The organism is Arthrobacter sp. ZGTC131, from assembly GCF_002929275.1.
Classification (GTDB): Bacteria; Actinomycetota; Actinomycetes; order Actinomycetales; family Micrococcaceae; genus Arthrobacter.
Map to the genome: position 1 here is coordinate 60501 of NZ_PJIK01000016.1, position 14529 is coordinate 75029.

Here is a 14529-nt window from a genome sequence, read left to right on the forward strand (position 1 = left end):
GGTAGGGCTTCGCTGGGTGCACAGAAGTACTGCCCCGCAGCGGACCCTTGGCTACTCAACCACGAGCAGCAGGTCCCCTCCCTGTACCTGTTCCACGGCGGAAATCGCCAGCCGCGTCACTTTGCCGCCCACCGGCGTCGTGATGGATGCCTCCATCTTCATGGCCTCAATGGTGGCAACGGTGTCGCCTGCCTTGACGGTGTCGCCCGCCTTGACGGTGACGGTCACGGCTCCGGCGAACGGAGCGGCGACCTGGCCCTGCTGGGCGGGGTCGGCCTTCTCCGCGGCCTTCACGTTGCTGACCACGGACTTGTCGCGCACCAGGACCGGCCGGGACTGGCCGTTGAGCGTGCACATGACCGAGCGCATGCCCTTCTCGTCCGGTTCCGAAACGGCTTCCAGCGAAGCGATGAGGCGGACGCCCTTCTCCAGCTGAATGACGTGCTCCGCGCCGCGCTGCAGGCCGTAGAGGTAGTCCCGCGTGTCCAGGACGGAGACATTGCCGTAGGTCTCCACGCTCTTCTGGTAATCCTTCGTGGGTCCGGCAAAGAGCAGCCTGTTCAGGGTCTGCTGGCGGGTCTTCGAATCGCCGCGGAGTGCTGCGCTGTCTTCGGCGCTGAGCTCCGCATCGCGGACCTTGATGCTCCTGCCCTGCAGGGCCTTCGTGCGGAACGGCTCCGGCCAGCCTCCCGGAGGATCGCCCAGCTCGCCGGACAGGAAGCCGATGACCGAGTCCGGAATGTCGTAGTTCTGGGGATTCTCGTTGAAATCGGCCGGGTCGGCGTTGAGCCCCACGAGGTGCAGGGCGAGGTCGCCCACCACCTTGGAAGACGGGGTCACCTTCACCAGGCGGCCCAGGATGCGGTCTGCGGCGGTGTACATGTCCTCGATGGCCTCGAAGCGCTCCCCCAGGCCCAGGGCCATGGCCTGCTGCCGGAGGTTCGAGAGCTGCCCGCCCGGGATTTCGTGCTGGTACACGCGGCCGGTGGGGCCCGGAAGCCCGGACTCGAACGGAGCGTAGACCCTGCGCACTGCTTCCCAGTACGGCTCCAGCGAGCTGACGTTGGCGAGGCTCAGCCCGGTGTCCCGCTCGGTGTGGGCCAGCGCCGCCACCAGCGCGGACGCCGACGGCTGGCTGGTGGTCCCGGCCAGCGACGCCGACGCGACGTCCACGGCGTCCACGCCCGCGTCAACCGCGGCGAGCAAGGTGGCAAGCTGCCCGCCGGCGGTGTCGTGGGTGTGCAGGTGGACGGGGAGGTCGAACCGTTCCCGGAGCGCCGTGACGAGCTTCGCGGCCGCGGCGGGGCGCAGGAGTCCTGCCATGTCCTTGATCGCGAGGATGTGGGCGCCGGCGTCCACGATCTTCTGCGCCAGCTCGAGGTAGTAGTCCAGGGTGTAGAGCTTCTCGTCCGGGTCCAGCATGTCGGCCGTGTAGCAGAGCGCTACCTCAGCGACGGCCGTTCCGGTGGCGCGGACGGCGCGGATGGCAGGTGCCATCTGGTTGACGTCGTTAAGGGCGTCGAAAATCCGGAAGATGTCGATGCCGGTGGCGGCCGCCTCGTTCACGAACGCCTCGGTGACCTCTTCCGGGTACGGCGTGTAGCCCACCGTGTTCCGGCCGCGGAGCAGCATCTGCAGGCAAATGTTCGGCAACGCCTTCCGCAGTGCCGCGAGGCGGTCCCAGGGGTCTTCGCCCAGGAAGCGCAGGGCGACGTCGTAGGTGGCGCCGCCCCATGCCTCCACGGAAAGCAGCCCGGGCAGCAGCGAGGACACGGCGGGTCCGGCGGCTACCAGGTCCCTGGTGCGGACGCGGGTGGCCAGCAGCGACTGGTGTGCGTCCCGGAAGGTGGTGTCGGTGACCGCTACCGCAGCCTGCTCGCGCAGGGCGCGGGCGAATCCTTCCGGCCCGAGCTCCTGCAGCCGCTGGCGTGAGCCGGGCTGCGGCTCCGTACCCTTGACCGCCGGCAGCTTCACGGCCGGATCGGAGTGGACGGTGAGCTCGCCGTTGGGCTTGTTGACGGTGACCTCGGCGAGCCAGGTCAGCAGCTTGGTGCCGCGGTCGGCGGAGACGCGAGCCTTCAGCAGCTCCGGACGCTCGTCGATGAAGGATGTCGCGACGTTGCCGGCGATGAAGTCGGCATCGTCCAGCACGGCCTGCAGGAAGGAGATGTTGGTGGACACGCCGCGGATGCGGAACTCCGCCAGTGCGCGACGCGCGCGGGCGACCGCTGCGGGGTAGTCCCGGCCGCGGCAGGTCAGCTTCACGAGCATCGAGTCAAAGTGCGGGCTGATTTCGGCACCTGAGTAGACCGTGCCGCCGTCGAGCCTTACGCCGGCACCGCCGGCCGAGCGGTAGCCGGTGATCTTTCCGACGTCGGGGCGGAAGCCGTTGGCCGGGTCCTCGGTGGTGATACGGCACTGCAGCGCCGCGCCCTTGAGGAAGACCGTGTCCTGGGAAAGGCCAAGGTCGGCCAGGGTCTCACCGGAGGCAATCCGCATCTGTGCCTGGACAAGGTCGACGTCGGTGACCTCCTCCGTGACCGTGTGCTCCACCTGGATGCGGGGGTTCATTTCGATGAAGACGTGCTGACCGGCGCGCTCCCCCACGGTGTCGACGAGGAACTCCACCGTTCCGGCGTTGACGTAGTTCAGGGCCTTGGCGAATTTCACGGCGTCGCGGTACAGCGCCTGCCGGATGCCTTCGTCCAGGTTGGGCGCCGGGGCGATCTCCACCACCTTCTGGTGGCGCCGCTGAATGGAGCAGTCACGTTCGAAGAGGTGCATGACGTTGCCCTCGGCGTCCGCCAGGATCTGCACCTCGATGTGGCGCGGGCGGAGCACGGCCTGCTCAAGGAACATCGTGGGATCGCCGAACGCGGCGTCGGCCTCGCGCATGGCAGCCTGCAGGGCTTCGGGCAGGGCTTCGCGGGTGTCCACCCGGCGCATGCCGCGTCCGCCGCCGCCGGCCACGGCCTTGGCGAAGATCGGGAAGCCGATCTCGTCCGCGGCTGCGATCAGTTCGTCGAGGTCCTTCGACGGTGCGCTCGAATTCAGCACGGGGACGCCGGCCTTGCGGGCAGCCTCCAAGGCGGCGACCTTGTTGCCTGCAAGCTCGAGCACCTCCGCAGGGGGCCCGACGAACGTGATGCCGGCCGCTTTTGCGGCCCGGGCAAGGTCGGGGTTTTCGGACAGGAAGCCGTAGCCCGGGTAGATGGCGTCCGCCCCGGACTCCTTAGCCACGCGCACCACTTCGTCGACGTCCAGGTAGGCGCGGACGGGGTGGCCCTCTTCACCGATCAGATACGCCTCGTCGGCCTTCTGGCGGTGGATCGAGTTACGGTCCTCGTTGGGGAACACGGCGACGGTTTTTGCGCCGAGCTCATAGCTGGCGCGGAAAGCGCGGATAGCGATTTCGCCGCGGTTGGCCACCAGAATCTTGGAAAACATACTTCTCCTGCATCATTGCGGGTGTATCGGTAAGTGGTCACAGTGTGTAAGACGGGCGCATTGAAACACAAATCATTGTGTCTACCATCACAGAATTATCCGTCATGTCGGGGCCACATTCATTCCTGCGCGTCGATCGCGCCGGAGCTGCCCGGAGATGTGCCATGCCCGGGCCGGATAAGGACGGTTTCGGGGCGGGGTCAACATATGATGAATGGGGCGGCGGAAGCCTGTCCCCGGTTCCGGCAGTACCGGAACGTAAACTACCCCAACTCGGCAACCGGCGTTAGGTATTGGTTTTTCAAGTGCAAGTAGTCAGCATCAGCAGCCTCAAAGGCGGTGTCGGCAAGACATCGGTCACAACCGGATTGGCGTCCGCGGCGCTGGCCGCAGGCATTCCCACGCTCGTAGTGGACCTCGATCCGCATGCCGACGCCAGCACTGCCCTGGGAGTCCAGCCAAGCGACAGGCTGGACATCGGACGGATGCTCCGCAACCCGCGCAAGGCCAGGCTTCCTGAGAATGTCCTGCCCAGCGGCTGGGTCGGGCGTGCGGAAAGCAACGGCTCCGGCCCCGCCGTGCTGGATGTGGCAGTGGGATCCGCCTACACCGGAATCTACGACCGTCCCGATCTCGGCAAAAGGGACCTGCGCAGGCTCTCCGCGGTCCTGGCCGGCGCGGACAAATACGACCTGGTCCTGGTGGACTGCCCGCCGTCGCTGAACGGGCTGACCCGCATGGCGTGGTCCGCCAGCAACAAGGTTGCCCTGGTTGCGGAGCCGGGTCTGTTCTCGGTGGCCGGCACGGAGCGGACCATGCGCGCCATCCAGCTGTTCCGGCAGGAGTTCGCCCCCAATCTTTCCCCGGCGGGCATTGTGGCCAACCGGGTCCGGACGGGGTCCTCGGAGCATGCGTTCCGACTCGCCGAAATGAAGTCCATGTTCGGCGACCTCCTCCTGACGCCGCACATCCCGGAACAGGCCAACTGGCAGCAGATCCAGGGTGCGGCACACTCGGTGCATCATTGGCCCGGCGACTCCGCCAAGTCCGCGGCCGGCCTCTACGACACGCTGCTCGGCAACCTCATGTCACTGAACAAGGGCAGCCGCACCCGCAGCCACCGCTAAGGGCATCCGGTACGGAACAAAGGAGCTTCGCCGGCAGGAAGAAATCAACGAAGGCCGCCTCCCCGACAGGGAGGCGGCCTTCGCCGTATGCGCTGGTTTCGGAGTGCCCGGCCCCGGAGGGTTAGCCGATTTTGCGGGCTGCGCGGCGCTTGCTCAGTTCGTCGTCGGGAAACGTCTGCTCACTGGCGTGCTCACTGGGCAGGGACGCCAGGCTTCCTTCAACTTCGCGCCACACGCGGCCCACAGCAATGCCAAAGACGCCCTGTCCGCCTTGGACGAGGTCAATGACTTCGTCGGCCGAGGTGCATTCGTAGACGCTCGCGCCGTCGCTCATGAGGGTAATCTGGGCCAGATCCTCCACTCCGCGCTCGCGCAGGTGTTCCACTGCGGAGCGGATCTGCTGCAGTGAGACGCCGGTGTCCAAGAGCCGCTTGACGACCTTCAGAACGAGGATGTCGCGGAAGCCGTAAAGCCGCTGCGAACCCGAGCCGGCGGCCCCGCGTACGGCGGGCTCCACGAGTCCGGTGCGGGCCCAGTAGTCGAGCTGGCGGTACGTGATGCCGGCAGCCTTGCAGGCCGTGGGCCCGCGGTAGCCAGCGTCCTCGTCAAGGACGGGGAGGTCCTCAGTGAAGAGAAGGCCCTGAGCGCCGCTCGCGGGCACAGCTACGCCGGCCGTGGAGGGCTGCTTCAGCTCGCCTGCTTCGCCTTTCGGACTCACGTGGATCCTCCTTGTCATGAGCTCCCTTGGGGAACTTGCCGCAACAGCTTCTACAGGCATGAAGATCACGCATGTAATTTGACCGGAGTAGCACTTTCCAGTGTGACTTGCGCGGCTGTTGTATGCAATGGGAACTTGGTACCTTCGACGTTAGGCCTGCCACGGCCCAAGGTCAAAGACGTTCGGGTCATTCTTGGGGCGTGTCGAAACTTTCAGCCTCAACTTTAACCTTAACGTGACCTTCAGCCGTCGAAGTCCTCGGGTTCCACGTCATCCAGGAACTCACGGAACCTGCGCAGCTCGCGTTCCTCATCCACGGTGGGGCCGGGCTCGGTGTCCTCGCCGTCGTCGTGTTCGGTGATCCGCACGCCGGCCTCATCCATGACGGAATCGGCGCACCAGATCCGGCATTTTGCCCGCAGGGCGATGGCCAGTGCGTCTGACGCCCTGGAGCTGACAGTGGCGCCGTTGTCGAACTGGAGTTGGCCGTAAAAGATGTTGTCTTCCACTGCCACGATGTTCACGCTGACCACCGCGTGCCCCAGGGTTTCCACGACGTCCACGAGGAGGTCATGGGTCATGGGCCGCGGCGGTACGACACCTTGCTGTGCCAGGGCGATCGCACTTGCTTCCGGCGTGCCGATCCAGATCGGCACGTGACGTTCGCCGTGCATCTCCCGAAGCAGAACCAGGGGCTGGTTGGAGGGCAACTCGATGCGTACGCCCACAATCTCTACTTCGATCATCAGATTTCCATCCGCGAAATACGGTCCTGAACCAGCGCCCGGTGCAGCGTCAGGCAGAGGTCGCTGATTTCACGGGCCGCCTCGGCTGCCCGCGCCTGCGAAGCCGCGTCCCTGCGCGACGTCAACGTGGCCACGGCGCGTTCCACCAGGCCGAATTCCCGCTCGGCGGCCGCCTGGAAGGGGCGCAAGTGCCGGGGCTCTAGGCCGTGTCCCTCCAGCTGGACGCAGGCGCGGGCCACCTGCAGGGCATGTTCGTCGAATTTGCCGTTGGTGTGGCCGATCAGGCCGAAGCTCAGGAGGGACTGCAGGAGGGGCACGCTGGCACCCGACTCGGCGCGCAACTGTTCCTCGCTCAGCCTGCGGGCCTTGTTCTGCAATTCAGCGGCGAGCTCATCGGACACGATCCGCGGGGACACCGTCACCCCGGGCGGGAGGTTCTCGGGGCGTTCCCCCCGGTCGATGGCGTCAAGGTAGTCCTTGATCACTTTCAGCGGCAGGTACTGGTCCCGCTGGAGCGACAGGACAAAGCGGAGGCGCTCGACGTCGCTGTCCGAGTACTGCCGGTATCCCGCGGGCGTGCGCCGCGGATTGATGAGCCCTTTTTCCTCAAGGAACCTGATTTTCGACGCCGTCATGCTCGGAAAGTCACCGCTCAACTGAGCGAGCACTTCCCCGATGTTCAGGACCAGCGGTCCCCGGCGGTCCGGTTGTGCCATTGCCACAGGCAGCCGCTCCGAATCAGACGCGTCCTGCTGCGCGGGCAGGGCTCAGGTAGAAGGTGAGTCGGAATTTGCCGATCTGGACTTCGTTTCCGGACTTCAGTTCCACGCTGTCCACGCGGTCGTGGTTAACGTATGTGCCGTTCAGGCTGCCGGTGTCCACCACCTCGAAGCTCCGGGCAGTGCGCCGGAACTCCACGTGGCGGCGGGACACCGTCACGTCATCGAGGAAGATGTCGGCGTCCGGGTGCCGCCCGGCCGTGGTGACGTCGGAGTCAAGCAGGAATCGGGCACCCGAGTTCGGCCCGCTGTGGGCCACGAGCAGTGCGGAACCGGAGGGCAACGCTTCAACCGCGGAGCGCTCCTCCGGAGAGAGCTTGGGTACGATCGTGGGCTCATCATGGACGGGGGTGAGGTTGATCGAGGTTGTCTCCGAAGCCCTGCCCACGCCCGTGCCGTAATCGCTATTGGTGTGGTTCTGTTCGCCGCCAACCATGGATTCCTCCTCCTTCGTTGCAGATGTCCCCCTGCAATCAACGCATGCCGTCCGGAAGTGCCTGGCAAATCCGGTGTACCGACCGGTGGCCGGCCATTGAACTCCAATGGCCGGACAGCGGGACCGGTTAGCTTTAGCCTACCTGCTGTTCGTACTCCGATGCACTGAGCAGGGAGTCCACCGCGTCGGCTTCGGCCAGCTTGACCTCGATGAGCCAGCCGTCGCCGTAGGGATCGGAGTTGATCAGGGCCGAATCGGTGTCCAGGGATTCGTTCCGGGCAACGATTTCGCCCGAGACCGGGGCGTAAATGTCGCTGACGCTCTTGGTGGATTCAACCTCGCCAATTACGTCATTTGCCTTAACGGCGGTTCCGGCTTCCGGCATCTGGGCGTAAACGACGTCCCCGAGTGCATCCTGGGCGAAGTCGGTAATCCCCACGCGGACCACACCGTCAGCATTCGGAGCGGACACCCATTCGTGCTCGGCGGTGTAGGACAGATCAGAGGGAATGTTGCTCATCAGGGGCCTTTCATCGGGTCAATCACAGATGTCAACGGAGGCGTAGGGAACAGCCACCGCTGAAAGTATAGGCACAACTCCCCCGCCACCGGAGGCAGGCCGAAACGGCCAATCCGCTGCCCGGCTGTGGCAAAGTGGTGCCATGCCAGAACTCCCGGAAGTGGCCGCCTTGACGTCTTTCCTGAGCGGACGTCTGCGGGGCGTTGTGCTGGAGAAGTTCCAGGTGCTGTCCGTGGCCGTGCTGAAGACCGCCGATCCGCCCTACACGGCCCTGCTCGGCCGGACCGTCACCGGCGTCGAACGCTTCGGAAAATTCATCAGCATGGACGCCGACGGCCTGCATCTGGTCTTTCACCTCGCCAGGGCAGGGTGGGTCCGGTACACGGAATCCCCGTCAGCGGCCCCGCTTCGTCTGGGGAAGGGCCCCATCGCCGCGCGGATGGGGTTCGCCGGATCCGAAGGGCAGCACATCGGCGTCGATCTGACCGAAGCCGGCACCAAGAAGAGCCTGGCGGTCTACGTGGTGCGCGATCCCCGCGACGTTCCGGGGATTGCCGCGCTGGGCCCCGATCCGCTGGACGCAGGTTTCGGTCCCGGGGAGTTCGCCCAAATTCTCGCGTCGCATTCGCAGCAGATCAAGGGCGTACTGCGGAGCCAGGGCGTCATGGCCGGCATCGGCAACGCGTACAGCGACGAGATCCTGCATGCGGCAAGAATTTCGCCGTTTGCCATCGCCAGTTCGCTGGACCAGGAGAGTGTGCGCGTGCTGTACGACGCCATCCACAGTGTCCTGGGCGCAGCGGTGAAGGAGGCCATGGGAAAGGCGCCCGGCGATCTGAAGGATGCGAAGCGGAGTGCCATGAGCGTTCATGGCCGCACCGGCCTGCCGTGCCCGGTCTGCGGCGACACCGTGCGTGAAGTGTCCTTCGCTGACTCCGCGCTTCAGTACTGCCCCACGTGCCAGACCAAGGGCAAGATCCTGGCCGACCGCAGGACCTCCCGCTTCCTCAAGTAGGGCAGGTCCCGGCAGTGCCGGGTCACCGGATTCCGGACAACAAAAAACCCCGCCAGTCCGTTGCCGGATTGGCGGGGTTTTGGTTGGTCGGGCTGACAGGATTTGAACCTGCGACCCCTTGACCCCCAGTCAAGTGCGCTACCAAGCTGCGCTACAGCCCGTCAGTTCTGCCGTTCTCCGCTTCAGTGATGTTCCAAAGAATTTCACCTCAGCAGTCCGGCCGAACCACCTCCAAAAGCTTACACGATTCCGGAGGGTGCCCGTGACATTTTCGCCCGCCACGGGCACGGTGTGTCCTAATTAACGCTTCTTGCCCCGTTTTTCGCGGACGCGCATGTTGACCTCGATGGGTGTGCCTTCGAAGCCGAACGTTTCGCGCAGCCGCCGGGTGATGAAGCGGCGGTATCCCGGGTCCAGGAAGCCGGTGGTGAACAGGACGAACTTCGGCGGCCGGCTGGAGGCCTGGGTGCCGAAGAGGATCCTGGGCTGCTTGCCGCCGCGGACGGGGTGCGGGTGGGCTGCCACCAATTCGCCCAGGAACGCGTTGAGCCGGCCGGTGGGGATGCGCTTGTCCCAGTTTTCGAGGGCAAGGTCCAGGGCGGGCACGAGGCGGTCCTTGTGCCAGCCGGTCTTGGCCGAGATGTTGACGCGCGGCGCCCACTCGACGTGCGCCAGGTCCTGCTCGATTTCGCGTTCGAGGTAACGGCGGCGTTCGTCGTCCAGCAGGTCCCACTTGTTGAATGCCAGCACCATGGCGCGTCCGGATTCGATGGCCAGCTGGAGGATGCGGACGTCCTGCTCGCTGAGGACCTCGTCCACCGCGAGGAGCACGACGGCGACCTCCGCCTTTTCGAGCGCGCTCTGCGTCCGCAGGGAGGCGTAGAAGTCGGCGCCCTGGGCCATGTGCTGGCGGCGGCGGATGCCGGCCGTGTCGACGAAGCGCCACGTGCGGCCGCCGAGTTCGATGAACTCATCCACCGGGTCACGCGTAGTGCCGGCAGTGTTGTCCACCACGACGCGCTCGGAACCGGCCAGCTTGTTCAGGAGGGACGACTTGCCCACGTTCGGGCGGCCGATCAGGGCCACACGCCGGGGGCCGCCGGAGCGTTCCAGGCCCTCGATGGTGGAGAATTCCGGCAGCGTGTCCATGACATGGTCCAGAAGGTCAGCCACGCCGCGGCCGTGCAGGGCGGACACGGGATACGGCTCGCCGAATCCCAGGCCCCAGAGCGTGGCGGAGTCGGCTTCCTGGGCGAAGTCATCCACCTTGTTGGCGACCATGATGACCGGCTTCTTGCTCCTGCGCAGCATCTTCATGACGCCTTCGTCCGTGGCAGTGGCGCCCACGGCGGAGTCAACGACGAACAGCACGGCGTCGGCCAGCTCCACCGCCATCTCGGCCTGTTCCGCCACCCGGGCGTGGATGCCGCGGGCATCGTGCTCCCAGCCGCCGGTGTCCACGACCGTAAAGTTACGGCCGTTCCAGTGGGCGGAGTACATCACGCGGTCGCGGGTCACGCCCGGGGTGTCCTCCACGACGGCCTCGCGGCGGCCCAGAATGCGGTTGACGAGGGTGGATTTGCCCACGTTCGGGCGTCCGATGATCGCCAGGACGGGATCGAGCTTGACCGGTCCTTCAAAGTCCTCGTCGTCGTAGCGGCCGCTGAGCAGCGCGGCGTCTTCTTCGTCGAGTTCGTAGTCGTCCAGCCCGGCCCGAAGGGAGGCCGCGCGGAGCTCCGCCTCGTCATCGTCCAGGGCTGCAAGATGCTCAGCCACCTGGTCGGTGCCGGTGGGCGTGTATTCGTCTTCGCCGGCGCCCGAGAGGCCGGAGGTTTGAGTCGTATCGCTCATTGCACTTTCCTTAGTGGTGATCTGCCGGCGACCCGGCTACTGCGTTGGAACGTTCTTGCGGGAAATCCGCGTCGGGCAAAGCCTGCCCGCTGAGGTAAATGGTGTCCTGGACATGTTTCGCCAGCGCAGCGCGGATTTCCATTCCCGCCCTGTCCATTGAAGCACGCCCGGTTTCGTTGGGTTTTCGGCCGATGCGGAGGGGCTCACCGAAGCTGACATGCAGCCTCCGGCCCGGCCTGGGAACCGTGTCCAGGTGTTCGCCGCCCTTCCGCGTGCCGAGGATGGCCACGGGGACCACCACTGCCGCGGAGTTCAGGGCAAGCCATGCCACTCCGTTGCTGATTCCGGAGGCTTTGCCGCTCCCCCGCGTGCCTTCGGGAAGAATCCCGACGCAACGGCCGGCGTCGAGCACTGCCTTGCTGAGCTGAAGCGCGGACCGGTCCCCTGCGCGGTCCACCGGAAGCTGGCCGGAGGCCCTCAGCACGCGTCCCAGGAAGCCCTTGAACATCTCCTGTTTGACGAGGATGTGCATGGGGCGCGGGGACGCGCCGAACATGACGGGGCCGTCCAGGAAGCTGATGTGGTTGCCTGCGAAGATCACCGGGCCGTCTGCCGGCACGTTGGAGCGGCCCGTGACGGAGGTGCGGTAGATGACGTGGTCCAGCAGCCAGCCAACGGGCCGGCTCCATCCCATGGTCCAGGCCGCCGGAACCCGGCTGCCTGCGACTCCGCTGCCGGTGGCGCCGGAGGAGTCACTCATGGTTAATGACCTTGGTGACGATCCGCAGCGCCGCGGTCACAGTCTCCTCGAAGTCCAGGTCCGACGAATCGAGGGTGACAACACCGTCCGCGGCCTGGGTGAAGTTGACCACGGCTGAATCCTTGGCATCGCGCTGGGTCACCTGCGCGGCCAGCTCCTCCGCGCTTTGGGTGCCGCCCAGCTGGATGCCGCGCCGGCGCAGGCGGGCTTCCTCGCTAGCGGTCAGGAGCATGCGCACCTGCGCACCGGGCACGACGACGGTGGTGATGTCCCTGCCTTCCACCACCATGCGGCGGTGGTGCTTTTCGATCAGCGCACGCTGGCGCCGGATGAGTTCGGTCCGGGCTCCCAGCGTCGTGGCCACGGCGCTGACGGCCGAGGAGATCGCCGGCTCCCGAATGGCTTCGGTGACGTCGGCCCCGTCAACCCGTACGTACTCCTCATGCGGCGTGGTGCTGATGTCGAGCGGCAGCTCCTCAGCGGCAAGCTCGACGGCCCCTGCATCCGTGAGGTCGATCGCGCGGTCAAGGCAGAACCAGGTCAGCGCCCGGTACATGGCCCCTGTATCCAGGTAGGCCAGGTTCAGCCGGCGGGCCACTTCCTTGCTGACGCTGGACTTTCCGGAGCCGGACGGCCCGTCAATGGCGACGACGAGGGGCCGTCCCAGGCGCAGGGCAGGCAAAGTATCAATCAGTTCCTGTGTCATTTACTGCAGTACCCGCCATCCGCGGTCATTAAGTGCCTCGATGAGGAGATCGTGCCTGCTGGGGAGAACCGACAATTCCACCATGCCGACGTTCTGACCGGAAGAATGGTCAAGCCGCAGGTCCTCCACGTTTACGCCGATCTCGCCGATCTCCGTCAGGAGCCGGGCGATCTGCCCCGGCTTGTCGTCCACGAGGACAGTCAGCCAGGAGTATGCCTGTGGCGGTCCGCCGTGCTTTCCGGGAATCCGCGCCTGCCCGGCGTTGCCTTCGCTGATCAGCTGGGCCAGGTCCAGGCGTGCTCCCGGAGCCGTGGGTTCCTCCAGCGTGCCGATAAGCCTGTTCAGGTCTTCGCGGACTCCGTGCAGGATGCCGACGACCTTTTCCGCGTTGGCACCAAGGATTTGCACCCACAGCGTGGGGTCGCTGGCGGCGATGCGCGTGACGTCCCGCAGCCCGTTTCCGGAGAGGGACAGCGCGTGCAGCGGAGTACCCTGCAGCCGGCTGGCCAGCAGCGAGGACATGACCTGGGGCAGGTGGGATACGAGCGCCACGGCTTCGTCGTGCTCGTCAGCAGTGAACTGCGAGACGACGGCGCCGAGGTCACCGGCCAGGGCGCGCGCGGCCTGCAGCGCCCCGGGAGAAGACTCCTCGGAAGGGCACACCACCCACGGCATGGACGTGAAGAGCTCGCCGCGGGCGGCAACAGGTCCGGACTTCTCGCGTCCCGCCATGGGGTGGGTCCCGACGTACCGCGTCAGGTCCACGCCCCGGCGGCGCAGTTCGTCCAGGACCGCCGCCTTGACGCTGGCGATGTCGACGACGGTGGCCTGCGGGTAGTCGGCCAGCGCACGTTCCACGACGTCCGCCGTCACGTCCGGCGGGGCGGCAACGACGACGAGTTCCGGCTGCTCCTGGCCGAGCGCCTCCAGCGGCAGGCCGGCGCCGATGTCTACGGCAACGGCCTGGTTGGTAGGCGACGGGTCCGAGAGATACACGGCGACGCCCCGGCCGCGGAGGCCTAGGCCGATGCTCGCGCCAAGCAGCCCGGTGCCGATCACGGCGACCGGGCCGTTGAGGTGCCCGCGGCCGTGCGTGCGGAATGCAGACATGCCCTAGAGCCCCACGGATGCCAGCAGGTGGCCGACTTCCTGCTTGCCGAGGTTGCGGATGCTGCCCTGGCGCTGGTCGCCCAGGCCGATGGGCCCCACCTTGACGCGCACGAGGCGCAGCACGGGGAATCCAACGGCGTCGAAAAGCCGGCGGACAATACGGTTCTTGCCCGAGTGCAGCACAACTTCAATCAGCACGTGCCCGGGGGTCGAGTCAACAAGCCGGAACGAGTCCACCGAAGCGATGCCGTCCTCAAGTTCGACGCCGGCTTTCAGCTGCGCGCCGATCCCCTGCGGGAACGGACCCCGGACCTGGACCAGGTACGTTTTGGGAACCTCGTAGGAAGGGTGCGTCAGGCGGTTGGCGAGTTCGCCGTCGTTCGTCAGCAGCAGCAGTCCCTCGGTGGCGACGTCCAGCCGGCCGACGTGGAAGAGCCGCTCCCCGTGGGTGTTGCGGACGAAGTCGCTGATGCAGGGACGCCCGTCCGGGTCTTCCATGGTGGACACAACGCCCTTGGGCTTGTTGAAGACCATGTATACGAGGGACTCATCCAGCTGGATGCGGAGTCCGTCAACGTGGATCACGGATGTCTTGGGATCGACGCGGACACCGAGTTCGGTGACTACCTGGCCGTCGACTTCCACGCGGCCTTCGGCGATCATCTCTTCACAGACGCGGCGCGAAGCCACTCCTGCCTGCGCCATGACCTTTTGCAGCCGGACGCCGTCGGCGTCGTGCAGTTCGGACTGCGGCACGGGGCCGCTGGGGCCGCGCTTGCGCGAAGGCTTGCGGACGGCGCCGAGGCTCTGGCCGAACCGTTCGCCGCCGAAGGCGCGCGTGCCGAACGTCTTGGCTGCAGCGGACCGCGGCTTGGGCTTGAGCGCGCCGGGAGTGCCGGGCGTCTTTCCTGCCCCGGGCTTGCGCGCTCCGGGCTTCCTGGCTGCCGGCTTGGCGCTGGATTTCCAGTCGCCTGCGGCAGGCCGGCCCGTCTGGCCTGCGGGCGCTTCGTCGGGATCGACAAAACGCTCTTCCCGCGGCTTGGGTGCCTTATACGGGCGGTCGCCGCCCTTGGAGAAGTCCCGCTGGCCGGCGCCGAATCCGCCGCCCCGGGGGCTGGGGGCGCCGCGTCCTGCGCTGCCCCCTGAATTTCGTTCCGGACCTTTGCGTCCCGAACTGTTACGTGGTGAACCCTGGCGTCCCGCCTGTGTCATGACCCGTCCTTCGTTGTGGTGACCGGCAACGGTTGTCCTAGGACAACACTAGCCAGCCGTGCAGATTAAATCTGCCCTGGTGAATACTGTTGCGCAGGCAAA

General features: G+C 66.3%; 13 protein-coding genes and 1 tRNA gene. 2 read left to right on the plus strand and 12 right to left on the minus strand.

Annotated features, from left to right (window positions below; translation table 11 throughout):
* Positions 1-51: 51 nt before the first annotated feature.
* Positions 52-3447 (minus strand): pyruvate carboxylase, encoded by a 3396-nt coding sequence (locus CXQ90_RS17835; protein ID WP_104140697.1) that lies wholly within the window; start codon positions 3445-3447, stop codon positions 52-54.
* A 305-nt stretch (positions 3448-3752) separates the two neighbouring features.
* On the opposite strand from CXQ90_RS17835, the gene CXQ90_RS17840 reads away from it, so the two are divergent.
* The gene (locus tag CXQ90_RS17840) at positions 3753-4574 is read left to right on the plus strand and encodes a ParA family protein (protein ID WP_104140698.1); all 822 of its coding nucleotides are present in this window, start codon (positions 3753-3755) and stop codon (positions 4572-4574) included.
* 121 nt (positions 4575-4695) lie between these two features.
* On the opposite strand, the gene CXQ90_RS17845 is transcribed toward CXQ90_RS17840, so the two are convergent.
* The 5 genes from CXQ90_RS17845 to gcvH all read right to left on the minus strand — a co-directional run bounded on the left by CXQ90_RS17845 (position 4696) and on the right by gcvH (position 7773).
* Complete coding sequence (locus CXQ90_RS17845; protein WP_056628244.1) at positions 4696-5292, minus strand: MerR family transcriptional regulator; 597 nt, start codon at positions 5290-5292, stop codon at positions 4696-4698.
* Positions 5293-5534: 242 nt separating this feature from the next.
* The gene (locus CXQ90_RS17850) at positions 5535-6038 is read right to left on the minus strand and encodes a bifunctional nuclease family protein (protein WP_104140699.1); all 504 of its coding nucleotides are present in this window, start codon (positions 6036-6038) and stop codon (positions 5535-5537) included.
* Positions 6038-6754: a MerR family transcriptional regulator gene (locus CXQ90_RS17855; RefSeq protein WP_104140700.1), complete on the minus strand. Its 717-nt coding sequence runs from the start codon at positions 6752-6754 to the stop codon at positions 6038-6040. The genes CXQ90_RS17850 and CXQ90_RS17855 overlap by 1 nt, the downstream gene beginning before the upstream one ends.
* A gap of 22 nt (positions 6755-6776) precedes the next feature.
* A complete protein-coding gene (locus tag CXQ90_RS17860; protein WP_104140701.1) occupies positions 6777-7253 on the minus strand; it encodes an FHA domain-containing protein in 477 nt (158 codons plus the stop codon).
* A gap of 133 nt (positions 7254-7386) precedes the next feature.
* Complete coding sequence (gcvH, locus tag CXQ90_RS17865) at positions 7387-7773, minus strand: glycine cleavage system protein GcvH (protein WP_104140702.1); 387 nt, start codon at positions 7771-7773, stop codon at positions 7387-7389.
* 142 nt (positions 7774-7915) lie between these two features.
* On the opposite strand from gcvH, the gene CXQ90_RS17870 reads away from it, so the two are divergent.
* A complete protein-coding gene (locus CXQ90_RS17870) occupies positions 7916-8788 on the plus strand; it encodes a DNA-formamidopyrimidine glycosylase family protein (protein WP_104140703.1) in 873 nt (290 codons plus the stop codon).
* A gap of 84 nt (positions 8789-8872) precedes the next feature.
* On the opposite strand, the gene CXQ90_RS17875 is transcribed toward CXQ90_RS17870, so the two are convergent.
* From CXQ90_RS17875 to CXQ90_RS17900, 6 genes are all read right to left on the minus strand, one after another.
* A tRNA-Pro gene (locus tag CXQ90_RS17875) sits at positions 8873-8949 on the minus strand.
* 139 nt (positions 8950-9088) lie between these two features.
* On the minus strand, positions 9089-10639 hold the full coding sequence (der, locus tag CXQ90_RS17880; protein WP_104140704.1) for a ribosome biogenesis GTPase Der: 1551 nt from the start codon (positions 10637-10639) through the stop codon (positions 9089-9091).
* Between the two features lie 10 nt (positions 10640-10649).
* Positions 10650-11333: a 1-acyl-sn-glycerol-3-phosphate acyltransferase gene (locus tag CXQ90_RS17885; protein ID WP_104140732.1), complete on the minus strand. Its 684-nt coding sequence runs from the start codon at positions 11331-11333 to the stop codon at positions 10650-10652.
* 58 nt (positions 11334-11391) lie between these two features.
* Positions 11392-12105 carry a (d)CMP kinase gene (gene cmk / locus CXQ90_RS17890; protein WP_104140705.1) on the minus strand — a complete coding sequence of 238 codons (714 nt, stop codon included), beginning with the start codon at positions 12103-12105 and terminating at the stop codon, positions 11392-11394.
* The gene (locus tag CXQ90_RS17895; protein WP_104140706.1) at positions 12106-13215 is read right to left on the minus strand and encodes a prephenate dehydrogenase; all 1110 of its coding nucleotides are present in this window, start codon (positions 13213-13215) and stop codon (positions 12106-12108) included.
* 3 nt (positions 13216-13218) lie between these two features.
* Entirely contained in the window at positions 13219-14427 is a 1209-nt protein-coding gene (locus tag CXQ90_RS17900) for a pseudouridine synthase (RefSeq protein ID WP_104140707.1), read from the minus strand.
* Positions 14428-14529 lie beyond the last annotated feature (102 nt).

What these genes read in the sequence shown, in the direction of transcription:
- CXQ90_RS17900 (WP_104140707.1), bottom strand. Translation starts at nt 14,427, where the DNA reads ATGACACAGGCGGGACGCCAGGGTTCACCACGTAACAGTTCGGGACGC.
- CXQ90_RS17895 (WP_104140706.1), bottom strand. Translation starts at nt 13,215, where the DNA reads ATGTCTGCATTCCGCACGCACGGCCGCGGGCACCTCAACGGCCCGGTC.
- der (WP_104140704.1), bottom strand. Translation starts at nt 10,639, where the DNA reads ATGAGCGATACGACTCAAACCTCCGGCCTCTCGGGCGCCGGCGAAGAC.
- cmk (WP_104140705.1), bottom strand. Translation starts at nt 12,105, where the DNA reads ATGACACAGGAACTGATTGATACTTTGCCTGCCCTGCGCCTGGGACGG.
- CXQ90_RS17870 (WP_104140703.1), top strand. Translation starts at nt 7,916, where the DNA reads ATGCCAGAACTCCCGGAAGTGGCCGCCTTGACGTCTTTCCTGAGCGGA.
- CXQ90_RS17835 (WP_104140697.1), bottom strand. Translation starts at nt 3,447, where the DNA reads ATGTTTTCCAAGATTCTGGTGGCCAACCGCGGCGAAATCGCTATCCGC.
- CXQ90_RS17885 (WP_104140732.1), bottom strand. Translation starts at nt 11,333, where the DNA reads ATGGGATGGAGCCGGCCCGTTGGCTGGCTGCTGGACCACGTCATCTAC.
- gcvH (WP_104140702.1), bottom strand. Translation starts at nt 7,773, where the DNA reads ATGAGCAACATTCCCTCTGATCTGTCCTACACCGCCGAGCACGAATGG.
- CXQ90_RS17850 (WP_104140699.1), bottom strand. Translation starts at nt 6,038, where the DNA reads ATGATCGAAGTAGAGATTGTGGGCGTACGCATCGAGTTGCCCTCCAAC.
- CXQ90_RS17855 (WP_104140700.1), bottom strand. Translation starts at nt 6,754, where the DNA reads ATGGCACAACCGGACCGCCGGGGACCGCTGGTCCTGAACATCGGGGAA.
- CXQ90_RS17860 (WP_104140701.1), bottom strand. Translation starts at nt 7,253, where the DNA reads ATGGTTGGCGGCGAACAGAACCACACCAATAGCGATTACGGCACGGGC.